Annotated in this window: 18 protein-coding genes and 1 tRNA gene; 13 read left to right on the top strand and 6 right to left on the bottom strand. The window is 64.8% G+C overall.

The genetic code is table 11. The annotated features are described in order from the left end of the window. Nucleotides 1-155 precede the first annotated feature (155 nt). The 4 genes from ACSAGD_RS08660 (at nucleotide 156) to ACSAGD_RS08645 (ending at nucleotide 2,866) form a co-directional block, all read left to right on the top strand. Nucleotides 156-551 carry a carboxymuconolactone decarboxylase family protein gene (locus tag ACSAGD_RS08660; RefSeq protein ID WP_437582321.1) on the top strand — a complete coding sequence of 132 codons (396 nt, stop codon included), beginning with the start codon at nucleotides 156-158 and terminating at the stop codon, nucleotides 549-551. 22 nt (nucleotides 552-573) lie between these two features. After that, nucleotides 574-1,038, top strand: coding sequence for an SIP domain-containing protein (locus ACSAGD_RS08655; RefSeq protein ID WP_437585147.1), 465 nt, complete (start codon nucleotides 574-576; stop codon nucleotides 1,036-1,038). Nucleotides 1,039-1,048: 10 nt separating this feature from the next. Continuing rightward, on the top strand, nucleotides 1,049-1,867 hold the full coding sequence (locus ACSAGD_RS08650; RefSeq protein WP_437582320.1) for an aldo/keto reductase: 819 nt from the start codon (nucleotides 1,049-1,051) through the stop codon (nucleotides 1,865-1,867). Between the two features lie 66 nt (nucleotides 1,868-1,933). Continuing rightward, nucleotides 1,934-2,866, top strand: coding sequence for a siderophore-interacting protein (locus ACSAGD_RS08645; RefSeq protein WP_437585146.1), 933 nt, complete (start codon nucleotides 1,934-1,936; stop codon nucleotides 2,864-2,866). On the opposite strand, the gene ACSAGD_RS08640 is transcribed toward ACSAGD_RS08645, so the two are convergent. The 4 genes from ACSAGD_RS08640 to ACSAGD_RS08625 all read right to left on the bottom strand — a co-directional run bounded on the left by ACSAGD_RS08640 (nucleotide 2,858) and on the right by ACSAGD_RS08625 (nucleotide 6,318). Next, nucleotides 2,858-3,235 (bottom strand): Fe-S oxidoreductase, encoded by a 378-nt coding sequence (locus ACSAGD_RS08640; RefSeq protein ID WP_437582319.1) that lies wholly within the window; start codon nucleotides 3,233-3,235, stop codon nucleotides 2,858-2,860. The two genes, ACSAGD_RS08645 and ACSAGD_RS08640, sit on opposite strands and share 9 nt — an antisense overlap. Beyond that, nucleotides 3,232-4,653 (bottom strand): dihydrolipoyl dehydrogenase family protein, encoded by a 1,422-nt coding sequence (locus ACSAGD_RS08635; RefSeq protein ID WP_437582318.1) that lies wholly within the window; start codon nucleotides 4,651-4,653, stop codon nucleotides 3,232-3,234. The genes ACSAGD_RS08640 and ACSAGD_RS08635 overlap by 4 nt, the downstream gene beginning before the upstream one ends. Before the next feature lie 23 nt (nucleotides 4,654-4,676). Continuing rightward, complete coding sequence (locus ACSAGD_RS08630; protein WP_437582317.1) at nucleotides 4,677-5,501, bottom strand: arginase family protein; 825 nt, start codon at nucleotides 5,499-5,501, stop codon at nucleotides 4,677-4,679. Nucleotides 5,502-5,586: 85 nt separating this feature from the next. Then, on the bottom strand, nucleotides 5,587-6,318 hold the full coding sequence (locus ACSAGD_RS08625) for a PspA/IM30 family protein (RefSeq protein WP_437582316.1): 732 nt from the start codon (nucleotides 6,316-6,318) through the stop codon (nucleotides 5,587-5,589). A 182-nt stretch (nucleotides 6,319-6,500) separates the two neighbouring features. Here ACSAGD_RS08625 and ACSAGD_RS08620 point away from each other — a divergent pair, with 182 nt between their 5' ends. The 3 genes from ACSAGD_RS08620 (at nucleotide 6,501) to ACSAGD_RS08610 (ending at nucleotide 9,198) form a co-directional block, all read left to right on the top strand. Beyond that, nucleotides 6,501-7,247: a gamma-glutamyl-gamma-aminobutyrate hydrolase family protein gene (locus tag ACSAGD_RS08620; protein ID WP_437582315.1), complete on the top strand. Its 747-nt coding sequence runs from the start codon at nucleotides 6,501-6,503 to the stop codon at nucleotides 7,245-7,247. Between the two features lie 51 nt (nucleotides 7,248-7,298). After that, nucleotides 7,299-8,138 (top strand): DUF3097 domain-containing protein, encoded by an 840-nt coding sequence (locus tag ACSAGD_RS08615; RefSeq protein ID WP_437582314.1) that lies wholly within the window; start codon nucleotides 7,299-7,301, stop codon nucleotides 8,136-8,138. Between the two features lie 175 nt (nucleotides 8,139-8,313). Further along, entirely contained in the window at nucleotides 8,314-9,198 is an 885-nt protein-coding gene (locus ACSAGD_RS08610; RefSeq protein WP_437582313.1) for a M23 family metallopeptidase, read from the top strand. A gap of 180 nt (nucleotides 9,199-9,378) precedes the next feature. On the opposite strand, the gene ACSAGD_RS08605 is transcribed toward ACSAGD_RS08610, so the two are convergent. Further along, nucleotides 9,379-9,451 (bottom strand) — tRNA-Arg (locus ACSAGD_RS08605). 157 nt (nucleotides 9,452-9,608) lie between these two features. Here ACSAGD_RS08605 and ACSAGD_RS08600 point away from each other — a divergent pair. Further along, nucleotides 9,609-10,403, top strand: coding sequence for a transglutaminase-like domain-containing protein (locus tag ACSAGD_RS08600; protein WP_437582312.1), 795 nt, complete (start codon nucleotides 9,609-9,611; stop codon nucleotides 10,401-10,403). Nucleotide 10,404: 1 nt separating this feature from the next. On the opposite strand, the gene ACSAGD_RS08595 is transcribed toward ACSAGD_RS08600, so the two are convergent. Next, the gene (locus ACSAGD_RS08595; RefSeq protein WP_437582311.1) at nucleotides 10,405-11,043 is read right to left on the bottom strand and encodes a hypothetical protein; all 639 of its coding nucleotides are present in this window, start codon (nucleotides 11,041-11,043) and stop codon (nucleotides 10,405-10,407) included. 113 nt (nucleotides 11,044-11,156) lie between these two features. Between ACSAGD_RS08595 and argS the strand changes: the two genes are divergently transcribed. The 5 genes from argS (at nucleotide 11,157) to thrB (ending at nucleotide 17,330) form a co-directional block, all read left to right on the top strand. Beyond that, a complete protein-coding gene (gene argS / locus ACSAGD_RS08590; RefSeq protein ID WP_437582310.1) occupies nucleotides 11,157-12,821 on the top strand; it encodes an arginine--tRNA ligase in 1,665 nt (554 codons plus the stop codon). 1 nt (nucleotide 12,822) lies between these two features. After that, nucleotides 12,823-13,599 carry an LmeA family phospholipid-binding protein gene (locus ACSAGD_RS08585; RefSeq protein WP_437582309.1) on the top strand — a complete coding sequence of 259 codons (777 nt, stop codon included), beginning with the start codon at nucleotides 12,823-12,825 and terminating at the stop codon, nucleotides 13,597-13,599. 103 nt (nucleotides 13,600-13,702) lie between these two features. Then, nucleotides 13,703-15,103 carry a diaminopimelate decarboxylase gene (lysA, locus tag ACSAGD_RS08580; protein WP_437582308.1) on the top strand — a complete coding sequence of 467 codons (1,401 nt, stop codon included), beginning with the start codon at nucleotides 13,703-13,705 and terminating at the stop codon, nucleotides 15,101-15,103. Further along, nucleotides 15,100-16,410: a homoserine dehydrogenase gene (locus ACSAGD_RS08575; RefSeq protein ID WP_437582307.1), complete on the top strand. Its 1,311-nt coding sequence runs from the start codon at nucleotides 15,100-15,102 to the stop codon at nucleotides 16,408-16,410. The genes lysA and ACSAGD_RS08575 overlap by 4 nt, the downstream gene beginning before the upstream one ends. Beyond that, a complete protein-coding gene (thrB, locus tag ACSAGD_RS08570) occupies nucleotides 16,407-17,330 on the top strand; it encodes a homoserine kinase (RefSeq protein ID WP_437582306.1) in 924 nt (307 codons plus the stop codon). The genes ACSAGD_RS08575 and thrB overlap by 4 nt, the downstream gene beginning before the upstream one ends. The last annotated feature ends 114 nt before the right edge of the window (nucleotides 17,331-17,444 follow it).

Here is a 17,444-nt window from a genome sequence, read left to right as displayed (position 1 = left end):
CAGGGTCAACAGTGCGCGCCATCGTCACATTCCTCCACATCGTGCGTCGCGGAAGGGAAGCGAGATGACTAGTGTTGTGACGTATGGCTCAATCATCTCGTATTCATCCGTCTCGGACCCACAGAGAAGCGTATGAGGCGCTTCGCGATCTCTCCGTGACGGCGGGCAGGATTGCGACAGACACAGGCCTCGACGGCATCCTGCTTGAGCTTGTTCAGTTTCGAGCCTCCCAGATCAACGGCTGCGCGTACTGCCTCGACGTCCACGAGCGTCGGCTGACCGACCTGGGGGAGAACCCGCAGCGCATCGCCGTTCTCTCCGCCTGGCGTGAGGCCGACGTGTACTCTCCGCGCGAGCGGGTCGCGCTCCGACTCACGGAGGCGGTGACACTTGTGCACGACGGACAGGTGCCGGATGACGTCTACGACGAGGCTCTGAGCGTGTTCTCTCCCGAGCAGTACGCCGCTCTCCTCTGGGTGATCGTCGCCATCAACTCGTTCAACCGCATCGCTATCGCGGGGCGCTATGCGGTGAGGCCGCGAGCGAGTTAGGTGTGGCTATACTAAGTACGTGATGAAGCAGACTTCGACTCGATCGACCGGCGCGCACGCACGCCGTGAAGCGCGCGGTATCGGACACGTCTATCTTCTGACCGCCGACGAAGCATCCCTCGGTGAGCTCGAAGCTGCCCTGCAGGCCATCCCGTACTGTGCGCGCGGTCGCGTCTTCGTGGAGGTGGCGACGCCGGCGGACATCGTTCCGCTCGACATCCCGAGCCGCATGACGGTCACCTGGCTCACGCGCTCAACGCGTACGGGAGCCCCCGGCACCGGAGCGGCCTGTGCCAACGGCGAAGCCATGATGCGCGCTGTCAATGCCTGGGCCGACGAGATGCTCTACGAGACCCCGGACGAGCCGCATATCTGGCTCGGCGGCCACTACCGCGGGGTTTCGACCGTGCACGACCACCTCATCAACGACCTCGGGGTCGACGGCGACTGCATCGTCACTCCGGAGCACTACGGGTTGAGGGCGTGAGGAGCCGACGGTGAGGCAGCCGGAACTCGAGCTCAGTTCGGGACACTCGATTCCGCAGATCGGGTTCGGCGTCTACAAGATCCCGGAGGACGTGACTGCGGATGCTGTTCGCACGGCGCTTGCCGCCGGGTATCGGCACATCGACACCGCGGCCCTCTACAAAAACGAGGTTGGCGTCGGCGAGGGCATCCGAACAGGCGGCGTGCCGCGAGACGACATTTTCGTGACGACCAAGGTGTGGGACACCGAGCATGGCTACGACCGCACGCTTCGCGCATTCGACGCCAGCATGCAGCGGCTCGGGCTCGACTACCTCGATCTCTACCTCATTCACTGGCCGGTGCCGAGTGCCGATCTTTACGTCGAGACCTGGCATGCTCTCGAGAAGCTCCATGATGAGGGTCGCGTGCGATCCATCGGCGTTTCGAACTTTCACCCTCATCATCTCGAACGGCTGGCCCAGGAGAGCGATCATGTGCCGGCCGTGAACCAGGTCGAGATGCACCCGTGGCTGCCGCAGGACGCCGTTCGAGCGTACGACGCCGCACACGGGATCGTCACGGAGGCCTGGTCGCCGCTTGCGCGAGGACGGGTTCTCGATGATCCTGTGCTCGCGGAAATCGCTCGAAAACACGGTGTGACCCCTGCACAGGTGGTGATCCGCTGGCACCTCCAACGCGGCGATGTCGTCATTCCCAAGTCGGTCACTCCTGCGCGCATCGAGTCCAACATCGACGTCTTCGGGTTCGAGTTGGATTCAGCGGATCGCACGGCGCTCACCTCCCTCGAAACGGGGGAGCGCACAGGGCAGGATCCCGACGAGCACTGACATCCGGCGGACGGACCGCACCCCTTGCATAAGTTAGGCTAGCCAAACCATACTGGATGGGTGACGATGACAAGCGATGCTCCCGTGGTGAGCGACCGTCCGGCTTTCAGCACATTCGACCTGCGCGTGCGTCGCGTACGGCGGCTCAGCCCGCATTTCGTGCGGATCACATTCACGGGCGATGATCTCCGAAACTTCGGAACCGAGGGGCTCGATCAGCGAATCAAGGTCGTCTTTCCCCTCGCGGACAGCCAGTTCGACCATTTCCCAGGCGGTGCCGAGTGGTATGCCGACTGGCGGCAGCTCCCCGACGACCAGCGCAATCCGTTTCGCACGTACTCGATCCGCGCGATTCGGGTGGACGAGCGCGAACTCGACGTCGACTTCGTCGCGCACGGCGATGCCGGACCGGCCTCGCGGTGGGCGTCTCACGCAGCGGCAGGCGACCGCGCACTCGTCGTCGGGCCGGACTCGCGCAGCAGCGCACGACGCGTTGGGCTGACCTGGAACCCGGGCGACGCCAAGCACCTGCTCATCGCGGGAGATGAGACGGCCGTTCCAGCCGTCAGCGCGATCATCGAGAGTCTTCCCGCCGATGCTCTCGGGCAGGTGTTCCTCGAGATCCCGTCCGCAGATGACGTTGTCACGCTCGATGCCCCCAGCGGTGTCTCCATCACGTGGGTGCCCCGACGCACTCCGGACGCTGATTACGGAGTCCGTCTGATCGAGAATGTGCGTGGCTGGGTGACCGAGCATGTGAGGTCGGTCACCGACGCAACAGCAATACATCTGGACGACGTCGACGTCGACACGGAGATCCTGTGGGACGTTCCTGAGCTCGACGTACCCGCCGCGGGCGAGATGTATGCCTGGATCGCTGGAGAAGCCGGTGCGGTCAAGACGCTTCGTCGATTTCTCGTGTCTGAGATCGGCCTCGACCGCAAGGCCGTCGCGTTCATGGGGTACTGGCGAGTGGGGCGTGCGGAACCCTCATCGTGATCGGGAAGGCTGCCGATAGCCGCCCTTCTCAAGCCCTGCTTCGATCTCGAAGCGATTCCGATACGGGTCGAACCCCGCGAGCGCGTAGAGCACGGGGAACAGCATCCCGTACTTCTGCCATTGGCGTTTGTGCACGGCTTCGTGCTCGAGCACCTCGCGGTTCACATGATCCCGAGTCAGATAGCACGCACCCACGCACGATCCTCCGCGGCCGAACGTCCAGCGAGGCATCCCGCGGAAGACGAACAGGCCGCCCTGACGCTCGACCCGTCCCGTTGAGCAGATGAAGCCCCAGATCAGGCCCACGAGGGTCGCATACAGGTAGCCGAGATAGCTGATCGGTGAGTTTGTGAGGATGCCGAATCTCACATGACCCCCTCGGCGCGCAGCTTCTCGAGTATCCGCAGCCACACCTCGCTCATCGTGGGGAAGACAGGAACGGCGTGCCACAGGCGGTTGAGGGACACTTCGCCGACCACCGCGATCGTGGCTGCGTGGAGCATCTCCTCGACGTCGTCGCCGACGATCGTCATCCCCGTGAGAATGCGGCGATCCACGTCGATCACGGCTCGCACCGTACCGGCATAGCCATCTGCGTGGAGCGCAGCACCCGCGATGCTTCCGAGGTCGAGATCGACGACGTGGGTGCGGATGCCGTCGCGTGCAGCCTGCTGCGAGGTCCGACCGACAGCCGCCACGACGGGACTGCTGAAAACGACAGCTGGAGCGCCGACGGAGTCCGTCGTCGCGACGGCATCCGACCACAGTCCGGTGTCGGGAACATCGCCGCGGGCACGGGTGCTGATTGCGGTGGCTGCGGCGCGTGCCTGGTATTTGCCCTGGTGAGTCAGGAGCGCACGGTGGTTGACATCGCCGACCGCGTAGAGCCAGTTTCCCGGCACATCGGACACACACATTGTCTCGTCGACGTCAATCCACGCGCCGGGCGTCAGGCCGACCGTGTCGAGTCCGAGATCGTCGGTGCCCGAGGTGCGGCCCGTCGCAACGAGCACCCTCTCCGCAGTGACGTCCTCGCCGGTGGAGAGGCTGAGGGTCGTCTGCCCAGATTCGTGCGCTGCCCCTGTGACCTCGCCGCGGAGGACGCGCGCACCGTCCTTCTCCAGCTGCGCGGCGACGGCCTGTCCGGCGACGTCTTCGTGGCCGCCGAGCAGGCCGCTGCGCGCGATGACGGTGACCTCGGAGCCGAGCGCCGTGAATGCGGTTGCAAGTTCGGCGGCCACCACTCCTCCGCCGATGATGGCGAGGGACGCGGGAACATGTTCGGTGACGGTTGCGTCCCTGCTCGTCCAGATCCTGTTCCGGTCGAGACCGGGAATCGGAGGTACGAACGCTGCAGATCCTGTGCAGATAGCGACGGCTGCCGCCGCCTCGAGCGTTGACACGCCCTCCGGCGTCGTCACCTCGACGCGCCGCTCGCCGGCGAGTCGCCCGTCGCCGCGGATCAGGTCGATGCCCGCCTCGTCGAGCCACGAGACCTGGCCGGAGTCATCACCGCGACCGGTGAAGCCGTCTCGTCGCTCCAGCGTCGCGCTCACATCCAACTGGCCTGTCACCGCCTGTGCCGCACCCTCGACGTTCTGAGCGGCGCTCCGCGCTGCGGGCGCCCGCAGAAGCGCCTTCGAGGGAATGCAGGCACGGTAGGAGCACTCGCCGCCGACGAGCTCTCGCTCGATGATGACGCACCGCAGTCCCGCTCGCGTCGCGTAATCCGCGACGTTCTCGCCGACCGGCCCTGCTCCGATGACTATGACGTCGTATTCCGCCATCTTCTCTCCTCCTTCGCGTGTGCTCAGGAGCGCGTGAGCGCTCCGAGAACCCTCAAGATCGCCGACAGATCATCCGTCGCGGCGGCGAGCGAGGCCGGCGCGAATCCCGTGATTCCCGCTCCCGCGAGCACATGCTCTCGTCGAACCGCACCAATCAGCTCGACGAGTGACGCGAGGGGGACGCCGAATGGCTCTGCCCAGTGGGTTCCGTCGATGTCGGCGGGGTCGAGCACGTCGAGATCGACGTGGACGTAGACGTGCTTCGCCCCCGTCGCCGCAAGCGCCTCCGCAAGTCGGTCACCCTCGAGCTCATCGGCCTGCAGGGCGGTCAGAGCGGATGCGTCGAGGTACTCGGCCTCGGGGTCATCCACCGCGCGGATCCCGCCCAGCACGACATGTTCCGACGGCACCGGTGCGGAAGCGGCAAGAACCTCGTGGCCTTCGCCGAGAACCCCGCGCAGCGCCATGCCGTCGAACGCCCCTGTGGGCGAGGTCTCTGGGGTGTTCAGATCCGGATGGGCGTCGAACCACAGGACGGCGAGATCGCCGTCTGTGCGCTCCATCGCGCGGTCGATGGCCGCGATTTCGATTCCGCACCCGCCACCGATGCTGACGACCGGCTCACGGCAGGTCTGAAGGCGCTCACGCATACGCTCGCGGACGGTGACGATTGAACTGAACCTGCTGACTCCCGTGCCGAGGGCGTCGCCTGCGCCCGCCGGAACCTCGATGTCCATCGTCGAGCTCGAGGGAAGATCGCCCCTGATGGCCTCAGCACCGTCGATGAGGCGCATGGCTCGAGACGACGACGATCCCTGCCACTGCGGCACAACCATGAAAGCCGTCATAACTACAGTATGCGTCTCCTCTCCTGCTCTGCCCAGGAGTGCGTACTTGGCGGGATCGCGATCGTGTGCGACCCCGCCGCGCCGACTACGCCTCGAGAGAGGACGATCCGCCCGACTTCAGTGCCGCGAGACGCGCTTCGACCTCGGTGAGCTCGCCGAGGTCCTCGAGCTCCTCGAACTGCGCGTCGAGGCTCGACGAAGCAAGCTCCTGCTGCCCGAGCACCTTCGCCTCTTCGCGACGGATCTTCTCTTCGAAGCGGCTGACCTCGCTCGTCGGGTCCATGATGTCGATGCTCTTGAGAGCGTCGTTCACCTTGAGCTGAGCAGCCGCGGTCTTCTGGCGAGCCACGAGCTCGTTGCGCTTGGTCTTGAGCTGTTCGAGTCGCTCCTTCATCCCGTTGAGGCCGTTCTTCAGCTGCTCGACCACCTGCGTCTGCGAGGCGATCTGCGGCTCCGCAGCCTTGGCCTCCTTCTCCGAGGAGATCTGGCGCTGAATGGCGACCTTGGCGAGGTTGTCGAACTTGTCGGCCCCGGCCGCGTCACCGGAGGCGCGCATCGTGTCGGCTCGTGTGCTCGCCGCGAGCGCCTTCGTGCCCCAGTCGCGCGCCGCGTCGAGATCCTCGCGGTGGTCTTGCTCCAGCATCCTGAGATTGCCGATCGTCTCGGCGATCGCACTCTCCGCCTCAGCGATGTTGTTCGTGTAGTCACGCACCATCTGGTCGAGCATCTTCTGCGGGTCCTCCGCGGCGTCGATGATGGCGTTGATGTTGGCTCGGGCGAGCTGGGCGATGCGCCCGAAGATGGTCTGCTTGCTCATGAGGTCCTCTCGTCGGGGCCGTCGGGCGCCGGGCGCGCCCGGGTCATTGTGTCGAGTCTATTCGGCGAAAGGTTTTGAAAACCTCCGAATGGCAGCGCAGCGTGTGTCTTACTGTGACGGTCGTGTGGCGATGTCGACGGGAGCGCGAGAGAATGGTCTCGTCTTTTGGGAGAGGGGGAGCTATGACCCATGAGCCGCATGCGCTGCGTCTCGCCGTCGTCGAAGTGACGGACGAACGCCCCCACGCTCCCGCGTACGACGCCTACACCCGGGCGATGATCAACAGGACGGTGACCGACGCCTCCATCCTCGGCTGGGACGTCTCGCTGCTGACCGCAGAGCGTCTGGGAACCGATGGCCTTCTCGATGCCACATCCGGAGCAGATGCGATCGTCATCATGGGCGGAGAAGACATTGCGCCAGAGTTCTACGACGGCGCTTCCGGCTATGAGGGTGAGGGCAAGCATTATCGACGAGCGGATGCCGCAGAGCTCGCGCTCGTGCGTCGCGCGGCGCTCAGCTCCACTCCGCTCCTCGGAATCTGCCGCGGGCATCAGATCATCAATGTCGCGTTCGGCGGAACGCTCGTGCAGCACATGGAAGAGTCGGGGCACCGTGTGACGGACCTTCCTGTGGAGTACGCCCTTGTGGAGCATCCTGTATCGCTCGACCGATCGAGCACACTCGCGATGCGCTTGGGCGAGCACATCACGGTGCAGTCCGGTCACCATCAGGTGATTGATCAGCCCGGGCGGGGGCTGCGTCCAGTCGGTTGGTCACACGATGGACACATTGAGGCTGTGGAGCACGAGATTCTTCCGGTCACCGGCGTGCAATGGCATCCGGAGGCTCCACTCGCGCCCGCCGACCAGCTCGAGCGGCTCCTCAGCGGACTCGAGCGTGAGGCTCGGCGACAGCTCGCCGCGTGACCGGGGCGCCTGCACCACACCGCATCCCTCGCTGGTTAGGGTGTCACGGTGATGGATGATCGGTATGGAAGCGACGTGCTTGCGGGTGACTGGAGAAACCGCGGCAAACCTCAGCACACGACCGTCGAGGCCGTTCGCGACCTCGTGGTCGAGGACGCCGGGAGCGGCTGGTGCGGCGCCGTCGTTCGGGTCGAAGGGCGACGCGTCGAGTTAGAGGACTATTCAGGTGCGGTTCGCGCCTTTCCACTCGGCAAGGGATTCATGATCGACGGCAAGCCGGTCGAGCTGGTGCATCCGAAGAAGACGGTGGCGAGTGGACCACGGCGCACCGCGTCCGGGTCATTCGCGGCTCCGGAACAGCGGGCGCGTGTCGCACGTCAGAGCCGCATCTACGTGGAGGGACGACACGACGCCGAGCTCGTGGAGAAGGTGTGGGGCGACGATCTCCGTGCGGAGGGCGTCGTCGTGGAGTATCTGGGCGGCATCGACGATCTGGACGCGATCATCAAGGATGCCGCGCCGACGCGCGAGGCGCGGATCGGCGTGCTGGTCGACCACCTCGTGCCGGGCTCGAAGGAGTCGCGCATCGCAGAGACCGTGAACGCGGGCCCACATGGAAAGAACGTCTTGATCGTGGGGCATCCCTTCATCGACATCTGGCAGTCTGTGCTGCCCGAGCGTCTCGGCATCTCCCGCTGGCCCGAGGTTCCGCGGAGCATCGAATGGAAGAAGGGGATCTGCCGTGCTTTCGGTTGGCCGCACGAGGATCAGGCCGACATCGCCCGCGCCTGGAAGCGAATTCTGAGCCGAGTATCGCAATACACGGATCTGGAGCCGGAGCTTCTCGGTCGGGTTGAGCAGTTGATCGACTTTGTGACAGAGCCAATCTGAGAATCAACGAAAATACCGAGAAAGAGCGTGCACAAATCGTTATCTTCCCGTATCCTCGGATGAGTTCGCGTGACATCTGGCCCGGTGACCCCCATCTGGCAGAGCCGTCCACCGGGGCAGTTTCCCTAAGTTCACTGCCCTGCGGCTCGCAGAGTCACGTGTGGAGGATTTACTGGTGACTGATTCGTTCGAGATGAAGCGAGACGCTTCCGGCGACTCTCTGAACGCACCCGCCACCCGTCGTTCCCGTCGTGAGATGGAAGGGCACCGCCGTTCCACACGCACGTCGACTCGACCGGCAAAGGCGCCGCGTTCGCGCAAGAGCATCGCCCGCTCCTGGGCCTCGACAGCAATCGTCGGGCTCGTCGTTCCCGGCCTCTTCGCCACTATGGCGCTGCCGTCGTATGCGACTCCCGAGACATCCGCTGGCGCGCAGTCCGCGTACGACATTGCCACAGCATCGGCCCAGACTCTCGACACCACGGGCGTCGAACCCGCGATGAACCTCGTGCGCGACTACTACACCGCGACCTCGCAGGAGGAGCTCGACGAGGCTCGGCGCGCTGCCGAAGCAGCGGCGGCTGCCAAGAAGGCGAAGGAAGAGGCCAAGCAAGAGGCCTCGACCAAGGGCCAGGACTACAAGGCGATCGCCGGGGAGGGCGAAGTGCGCTGGCCGCTTCCCAGTTCCGGAACGATCGGCGACGGCTTTATGAGCCGTGGCGGCTCTCACGAGGGCGTCGACATCCTCATCGCAGGCGGAACTCCGATCGGCTCAGTCGCTGACGGTGTCGTCGTCGTCTCCCAGGAGAGCTACGGAGGGTACGGTGTGGCCGTGGTCGTGGAGCACACGATCGACGGCCAGAAGGTTCGCACCACCTACGGCCACATGACGTACGGTACGCGTCGCGTCTCCGTCGGCCAGCATGTGACGGCTGGTCAGGTGCTTGGTCTGGTAGGAAGCACGGGACGCTCGACCGCGAACCACCTCCATCTCGAGGTGCGCATCAACGGCGGTCTCGTCGATCCACTCGGCTGGCTGCGCGCCAACGGCGCCTACTGAGCAAACGGCGCCTGCTGAGCAGCTGGGGCGATCAGCTGACTCTGCTCGCAGCAGCGAGACTGCGCAGCGCCTCGGACAACTGCGTTCAGCAGTCCGTCCGCTGAAGCATCCTGTGTTCTCTGGTTTCTCCAGAGAAACGGACAGAGCCAAACGCCATTGCGCCGGCCTAGCGATAAAAAGTGCCCCCGACAGGAATCGAACCTGCGACCTACGGTACCGGAAACCGGCGCTCTATCCGCTGAGCTACGGAGGCTGAAAAGCGACGTTCAATTTCGCCGCCAACCTAGGCTAGCACCCGCAAGGCGATACTCCGAAAGCGACGCGTGGTGAAGTCTGTGCATCAACCGAGAAGCCTTGGGTGGGCAGTTCTCCACCTGACTTTTCGGCCCACTCGGTGTGAGGATGAAGATATGGAGCGCACGGTTACGGCTCATCTGCAGTTCAGCCTGGGGGGACAGAGCGACCTGCTGTTTCAGATCGCCGTCGCAGCAGGAACTCTCATCCGTTCCGAGTCGTTCACCTTCACGAACGACGGTCGTGTGTATCTTCCACGCGAGATCGTCGATCGGCACGGCACGCGCATTCTCCGCTTCACAGGGGATCCGGGGAACTACGAGGTCTTCTATTCCGCTGACGTGGCAGGGGCACGTCCGCTCGAGCCTGTGGGGGAGATCGACCTCGTCGGCTATCTCCGTCCGAGCAGATACGCAGAATCGGATGCTCTCTATCTGCAGGCGCGCTCAATGTTCGCTGGCCTCACAGGACTCGCGCTCGTCAATGCCGTCGCCACATGGACGCACGACACCCTCGAGTACGTCCCCGGTTCGAGCCGGGGAACGGACAGTGCGAGGACAACGCTCTCAGCCGGTCGCGGAGTATGTCGTGATTTCGCACACGTCGTCGTGACGATGCTTCGCGCCTGTGATGTGCCGGCGCGCGTCGCAGCGGTGTATGCGCCGGGTCTCCGGCCGATGGACTTCCACGCGGTCGCCGAGGCGTGGGTGGATGGCCGCTGGCTTGTCGTCGATGCGACCAGACTTGCGCCTCGTCAGTCGCTCGTTCGCATCTCCACCGGGCGCGACGCGTCAGACATCGCATTCCTCACGAACCACATCGGCAATCTCGCACTGCGGAGCGTCGACGTGAACGCCGTGAGCGACACTCTCACGACGGACGACCACCTCGCACCCATCGTGCTGGCCTGAGTCAGGGAAGGTTTCCGAGAACGGCCTTGGCGAGCGGCTCGACTGCGCCCGGTTCCGTGAAGTCCTTCGACGACAGCACGACCCAGTAGCTGTCGGTGAAGATCTGAGCGGTGCCGACGCCGGACTCGACGATGAAGTAGCCTTCCTCGCCGTACGTCGGAACGGAGTTCGATGAGTTCACGGCCTCGTTGGCGAGGGCATCCAGGCTCTCAGAGTCCAGCTTCGCAATTCCGAGATCGATCGTGCGTCCGCTGGTGTTGTTGCTCCACTGGCAGGTGAGTCCCTTGAAGCTCGCGACCTTGCCCTGCAGCGTCTTGCCGCCCGGCGTGTACTCACCGAGGAGGCTGATGTTCGAGTTGTAGTCGTACATCTGCTGAAGAGTGATCGCCTCGTCACAGGCGAGACCGACGTCCTCGCCGGCGTCAGGGTTCGTCGTGGGAGGAGCGGCGGTGGGGTCGGACGGAGCCTCGCTGTGGGTGTCCGCGGGAGGACCGTCTGTCGCAGCATCCGTTGGAGCAGCTGACGTCGTCGAAGTGGGAGACGCGTCGTCGACCGGGGGAGCGCAGGCGGTGAGCGTCAGGCTCGCAGCCGCGAGGGCGATCAGGGCGCTGCGGCGGATGAGTGCGCTGCTCACGGTCATGGGGCTCCTTAGGATCGTCGGGATGAGTTGAGGTTACCAACGATAGACGTCGTCCGGATTCGCGGCGGGGCACACGCGGAACACTCGGGTTCGTCGCGCTAGACTCGGACACCGTGACTCCAACAGATCTCTCCCGCGCCCTGTTCGACATCCTCGGCCCCATCGCCGAGCGACGTCGCCCGGATGAGCCGGTTCAGATCGAAGAATCGCAGATCGTCATTGAACGGCCGAAGAACCGTGAGCACGGCGACTGGGCCTCCAACATCGCTATGCGGCTCGCGAAGAAGCTCGGTGCCAACCCTCGAGAGCTCGCCGCAGAGATCGCCGAGCAGCTCGCAGAGGTCGCGGGGGTCGCCTCCGCAGAGGTCGCGGGCCCCGGATTCATCAATATCAGGCTGGATGCCGCAGCGGCCGGCGAGCTGGCGAAGACGATCGTGGAGGCAGGTACCTCTTTCGGTCGCAACACAAGCCTTGCCGGAGAATCCATCAACCTTGAGTTCGTCTCTGCGAATCCCACCGGTCCGCTCCACATCGGACACACCAGGTGGGCTGCGCTCGGCGATTCGATCAGGCGACTCCTTGCGGCCTCCGGCGCTGACGTCGCCGCCGAGTACTACATCAATGACGCCGGCCGGCAGATGGACACGTTCGGTCGTTCCGTGCTCGCGGCGGCGAAAGGTGAGCCGACCCCCGAAGACGGATACCCCGGGAAGTACATCGACGAACTCGCGGCCGCAGTGCTCCGTCACGATCCGAACCTCCTCGAGCGGCCCGATGACGAGGCCATCGAGCGTGCGCGCGAAATCGCATACGAGGCTCAGCTGGGCGAGATCAAGCAGTCTCTCGAGAACTTCAACGTCCACTTCGACGTGTGGTTCTCCGAGCGACAGCTGCACGTCGCGGGCGATGACGAGAGCAACGATATCGATGCGGCGGTCGCCAGACTGCGCGAGCAGGGGCACGTCTACGATGACGAGGGCGCGATCTGGGTGCGCACCACGGATTTCGGCGATGACAAAGACCGCGTGATCCGGCGCAGCAACGGCGATTACACGTACTTCGCCGCGGACGCCGCCTACTACCTGAACAAGGGAGATCGCGGCTACGCACGCAAGATCTACCTCCTGGGGGCTGACCACCACGGCTATGTGCATCGTCTCAAGGCCATCGCGGGCGCGGCGGGTGAAGACCCTGAACGCAACATCGAGGTGCTCATCGGTCAGCTGGTCAGCATCAACGGTGCGCGCCTCTCCAAGCGAGCAGGCAACATCATCGAGATGGATGATCTGCTCGAATGGCTGGGAAGCGACGCGCTTCGCTATTCGCTGGGACGCTATCCGGCCGATTCCCCGCTCACTCTCGACCCTGAGCTGCTGAGGAAGCGTACGAACGACAATCCCGTCTTCTACGTGCAGTACGCGCACGCACGAACGTGTGCGGTCGGACGCAATGCGGCTCAAGCTCAGGTGGACCGCAGCCGCTTCGCGCCCGAGACCCTCACCCACGAGACAGAGAGCGCGCTGCTCGGCGCACTGCAGGAGTTTCCGCGGATCGTCGCGCACGCCGCGGAGGTTCGTGAGCCGCACCGCGTCGCGCGCTATCTCGAAGAGATCGCCGGTCTTTACCACCGCTGGTACGACAACTGCCGCGTCATACCGCGCGGTGACGACCCGATCGAGCCCGTGCACCACACGCGGCTGTGGCTGAACGACGCGTCGCGCCAGGTGATCGCGAACGGACTCGACCTTCTCGGCGTCACGGCGCCTGAGCGGATGTGAGATGAGCGGGGCCTCCGCACAGAGCACCGGTCGGTCCGGACATCGCGTCGCGTGGACGCTCACGATCTGCGCGGTCATCGTCGTGCTGCTCGGCTTGGCGCTGTGGGCGGCAGACGGGTTGGCTCGCGGCATCGCACAGGACAGCGTCGCGGACGCCGTCGAGTCGAAGCAGCCGGACGACGTCGAGGCTGATGTCAACGTCTCGATCGATGGAGGGCTGTTTCTGCCGCAGCTGATCGCGGGTGATTTCACCGAAGTGACGCTCACGGCGAAGGACGCGACAGCGGCCGGCATCCCGTTCGATATCACCGTTGTCGCGAAGGGCGTTCCCCTCGACGAGAACGGAACGATCGACACCGCGACCGCACGTGTGAGCGGGGGAGAGGATGCCGCGAACGCGTTGCTCGCCCTCGGCGGAGCCGACCCGCAGCTGTCGCTCGGCGACGGTACGCTCAGCTACGACCAGACCACGACGTTCCTCGGCATGAACATCGGCTACACGGTGGAGGCCGAGCCCGAGGCGCACGGTGAGACTGTGACGCTCAGCCCGCGCGACGTCCACCTGACGAGCGACTTCGGGTCGCTCGACCTCACTCCTCTTATTCAGCGGATCCTCGACGACAAGCCTGTCGAGATCTGCGTGGCATCGTCACTTCCCGACGGAACAAGCGTCGACGACGTGACGGTGACCCCGGAGCACATCACCTTTGAGCTCTCAGCCGCAGACATCCCCCGGAACGGGCCAGATCTGTCCTCACGAGGCTCCTGCGAATCGTAGGCGTCGTCGTGAATGCGGTCGCCGGAATACGTTCTCGGTAGACTTCCTGTCACCGAGGCGCCGAAGCCCGCACTTTCCGCCAACATCCCATGATTGGTCTTCTGTGACGCACAACCCTCTTGCGCCCTCGTGGCTGACCGAACCCGCCGACGCGAACGCGCTTGTGCCTGGTCTCTGGCCTCGCACCGCAGAGCGTGGGGAGTCCGGTGAGCTGACGATCGGCGGTGTCAACGCGCGTGCTCTTGCCGACGAGTTCGGGACGCCCGTCTATGTGATCGATGAGTCTGAGGCGCGCGAGCGCGCGGTCGAAGTGCGACAGGCACTGCAGACCGCTTTTGAGCCCCTCGGCGCCCAGGCGCATGTCTACTACGCAGGCAAGGCTCTGCTCACGGCTCATGTCGCACAGTGGATGATCGAGGCGGGCTGCCGCATCGACGTGTGCTCGGGTGGCGAGCTCGGTCTGGCACTGGCGGCAGGCGTTCCAGCATCCGAGATCGGGTTTCACGGCAACAACAAGTCACGAGCAGAGATCGCACGCGCGGTCGAGGCCGGCGTCGGCACGATCGTTCTTGACAGCTTCCAGGAGATCGAGAGGGTCGCCGATGCCGCCGATGCCGCTGGAGTGCAGCAGGCCGTGCGGGTTCGCGTGAACAGCGGAGTGCACGCGCACACACACGACTTCCTCGCGACAGCGCACGAAGACCAGAAGTTCGGCATCCCACTGGCCACCGCGGAGGATGCTGTGCGAATGATCCGCTCGCGGCCGAGCCTTGAGTTCCGCGGACTGCACTGTCACATCGGCTCGCAGATCTTCGGCGCGGCAGGCTTTGCCGAGTCAGCCGCGCGTCTGCTCACGGTCCACCGCGACCTGCTGAGCGACGGACCTGTGCCCGAGCTGAACCTCGGCGGTGGTTTCGGCATCGCTTACACCAGTGCAGATGATCCGACGCCGATCGATGACCTCGCGGCCGCGATAGCGGACATCGTGCGGACTGAATGCGAGCGTCTCGACATTCCGGTTCCGGACGTCGCCTTCGAACCGGGGCGCGCGATCATCGGACGCGCGGGCGTGACACTCTATGAGGTCGGAACGACGAAGCCCGTGACCGTCGACACGGCATCCGGAACCGCGGTGCGCCTCTATGCGAGCGTGGACGGCGGCATGAGCGACAATGCGCGTCCCGCACTGTACGAAGCGGAGTATTCCGTGCGACTCGCGTCGAGACGGTCGAGTGCTGCTCCCGCCCTCGTGAGGATTGCGGGAAAGCACTGCGAATCGGGCGACATAGTGGTGTTGAACGACTATCTTCCCGGCGACGTGGAGCCAGGAGACCTGGTGGGTGTTCCGGCCACCGGGGCCTACTGCTGGTCGCTTGCCAGCAACTACAACTATCTCGGACGACCGCCGATCATTGCGGTCAGAGACGGCCATGCACGCATCATCGTGCGTGGCGAGACAGAAGCCGACCTCGTGGCGCGCGACGCCGGATTGGATGGACGATGATCGACAGTCGCACCCTCAGAGTTGCTCTTCTCGGAGCTGGGTCCGTTGGGTCCCAGGTCGCGAAGATGCTTCTCGAGAACCGTCGTGAGCTCGCCGCACGGGCGGGCGCGGACCTCGAACTCGTCGGCATCGCCGTGCGAGACGTCGACGCGAAGCGCGACGTGGAACTTCCGCGGGAACTGCTGACGACTGACGCGGAATCTCTCATTCGGGGAGCCGACATCGTCATCGAGCTGATGGGCGGCATCGAGCCGGCGCGTACCTACATCCTCGACGCTGTGAATTCCGGAGCAGACGTGGTCACGGGTAACAAGGCACTCCTCGCCGCGCACGGTGCGGAGCTGTTCGCAGCTACCGAGCAGGTGGGAGCAGAGATCTCGTACGAGGCATCTGTTGCGGCGGCCATTCCGATTCTGCGGCCCCTTCGCGACAGCCTCGCCGGAGACAACATCACACGTGTGCTCGCGATCGTCAACGGGTCGACGAACTTCATCCTTGACCGCATGGACCGCTTCGGTGAGACCATGGAGGAAGCCTCGAAGCTCGCGTTCGAAGCCGGGTATCTTGAGGCAGATCCCACGCTCGACGTCGAGGGATACGACGCCGCCCAGAAGGTGACGATCCTCGCGGGGCTCGCGTTCCACTCGCAGATCGATGCGGACCGCGTGCATCGTGAAGGCATCACGAGTGTGACGGCAGAGCAGATCGAAGCGGCCCAGTCGGCCGGGTATGTGATCAAACTTCTCGCCGTCGCCGAGCGACTGACGACGCCTGAGGGAGAGCTGGGCATCTCGGCGCGCGTCTATCCCGCGCTCGTGCCGCGGGAGCATCCGCTCGCAACCGTGTATGCAGAGAACAACGCCGTGTTCGTGGATGCCGAGGCCGCTGGTCCTCTCATGTTCTATGGTGCCGGTGCCGGCGGAGTGCAGACGGCGTCGGCGATCCTCGGCGATGTCGTCTCCGCCGCGCGTCGGCACGTTGCCGGAGGGCCGGGGCTGAACGGGTCCAACCATGCTGGGCTTCCGCTGCTGCCGATCGATGACGTGGTGACGAAGTACCAGATCAATCTTCGCGTCGAGGACCGTCCGGGCGTGCTCTCGGAGGTCGCCGGGATCTTCGCCGATTTCGGTGTCTCTGTGCAGACGGTGGAGCAGAGCATTGCCGATGAGGGCGATGGGCTCGCAACCCTCATCATCGGCACGCACCGTGCCCGTGAGAAGGCGCTGAGCGCGGTAGTGGACGCTCTCGGCGAAGCCAACGTCACCGATCGCATCGTGAGCGTGCTGCGCGTCGAGGGCGCGCAATGAGCTCGATGATCGGCCGTCGCGTGGCGGTGAAGGTCCCCGCGACGTCCGCGAACCTCGGTCCTGGGTTCGACACGCTCGGCCTGGCGCTCTCGCTGTACGACGACGTGACCGTCGAAGCGGTCGCCGAGTCCGGTGTGCACGTGAACGTCAGAGGAGTCGGAGAGGGTGAGGTGCCGACAGACGGAACCAACCTCGTCGCGTCGTCGATCCTCGCCACGTTCGCCGCCGTGGGGCACGACGCTCCGGGCCTCCGCATCGATGCGGACAATCGGATCCCCCATGGTCGTGGTCTTGGTTCGTCCGGTGCCGCGGTCGTCGCGGGAATCGCCGCCGCGCGCGGACTGCTCGAGGGCATAGTGCACTTCACTGAGGAGATGCTTCTCGGCATCGCCACAGAGCTCGAAGGACACCCCGACAACGTGGCGCCGGCGCTGTTCGGCGGACTGACGATCGCCTGGACCACGCCGACGGGGCCTCGGCACAAGAAACTCATGGTCCACCGTGGAGTCTCGCCGCTCGTGCTCGTGCCAGAGACCACGCTCTCCACGCGGCGTGCGCGTGAGCTGCAGCCGTCACAGGTTCCACACGAGGATGCCGTGTTCAACGTCTCCCGGTCTGCGCTCATGGTCGCGGCGATGCTGCAGAGCCCTGAATTGCTGTTCCAGGCCACCGAAGACAAGCTCCACCAGAGCTATCGCGCCTCCGCTATGCCGGAGACGGCTGCTCTGATATCTGCCCTTCGTGAAGCGGGTTTTCCAGCCGTCGTGTCGGGGGCTGGCCCCTCTATTCTGGTGCTCTGCGACGGACCGGGTGACCGTCTCGAAGCGGCGGCGCTCGCGGAGCGGAAATCGGGTGCAACCTGGCGCGCCGAGATGCTCGCTGTGGACTTCAAGGGTGCTACAGTAGTAGCGATCCCATAGGGAACCACCCGCAAGGGTGAATCTGGCCCTCGGATCATTCACCGATTAATTGCCCTCACCCGTATCTTTTCGTGTTCTGATGCGAAATCGTGTCTCCCGTCTGTGGGAGAGCAC

It is taken from the genome of Paramicrobacterium salitolerans (genome assembly GCF_051513965.1).
In the GTDB taxonomy this organism is placed as follows: Bacteria; Actinomycetota; Actinomycetes; order Actinomycetales; family Microbacteriaceae; genus Paramicrobacterium.
This window is presented reverse-complemented; position numbering and strand designations above follow the sequence as displayed.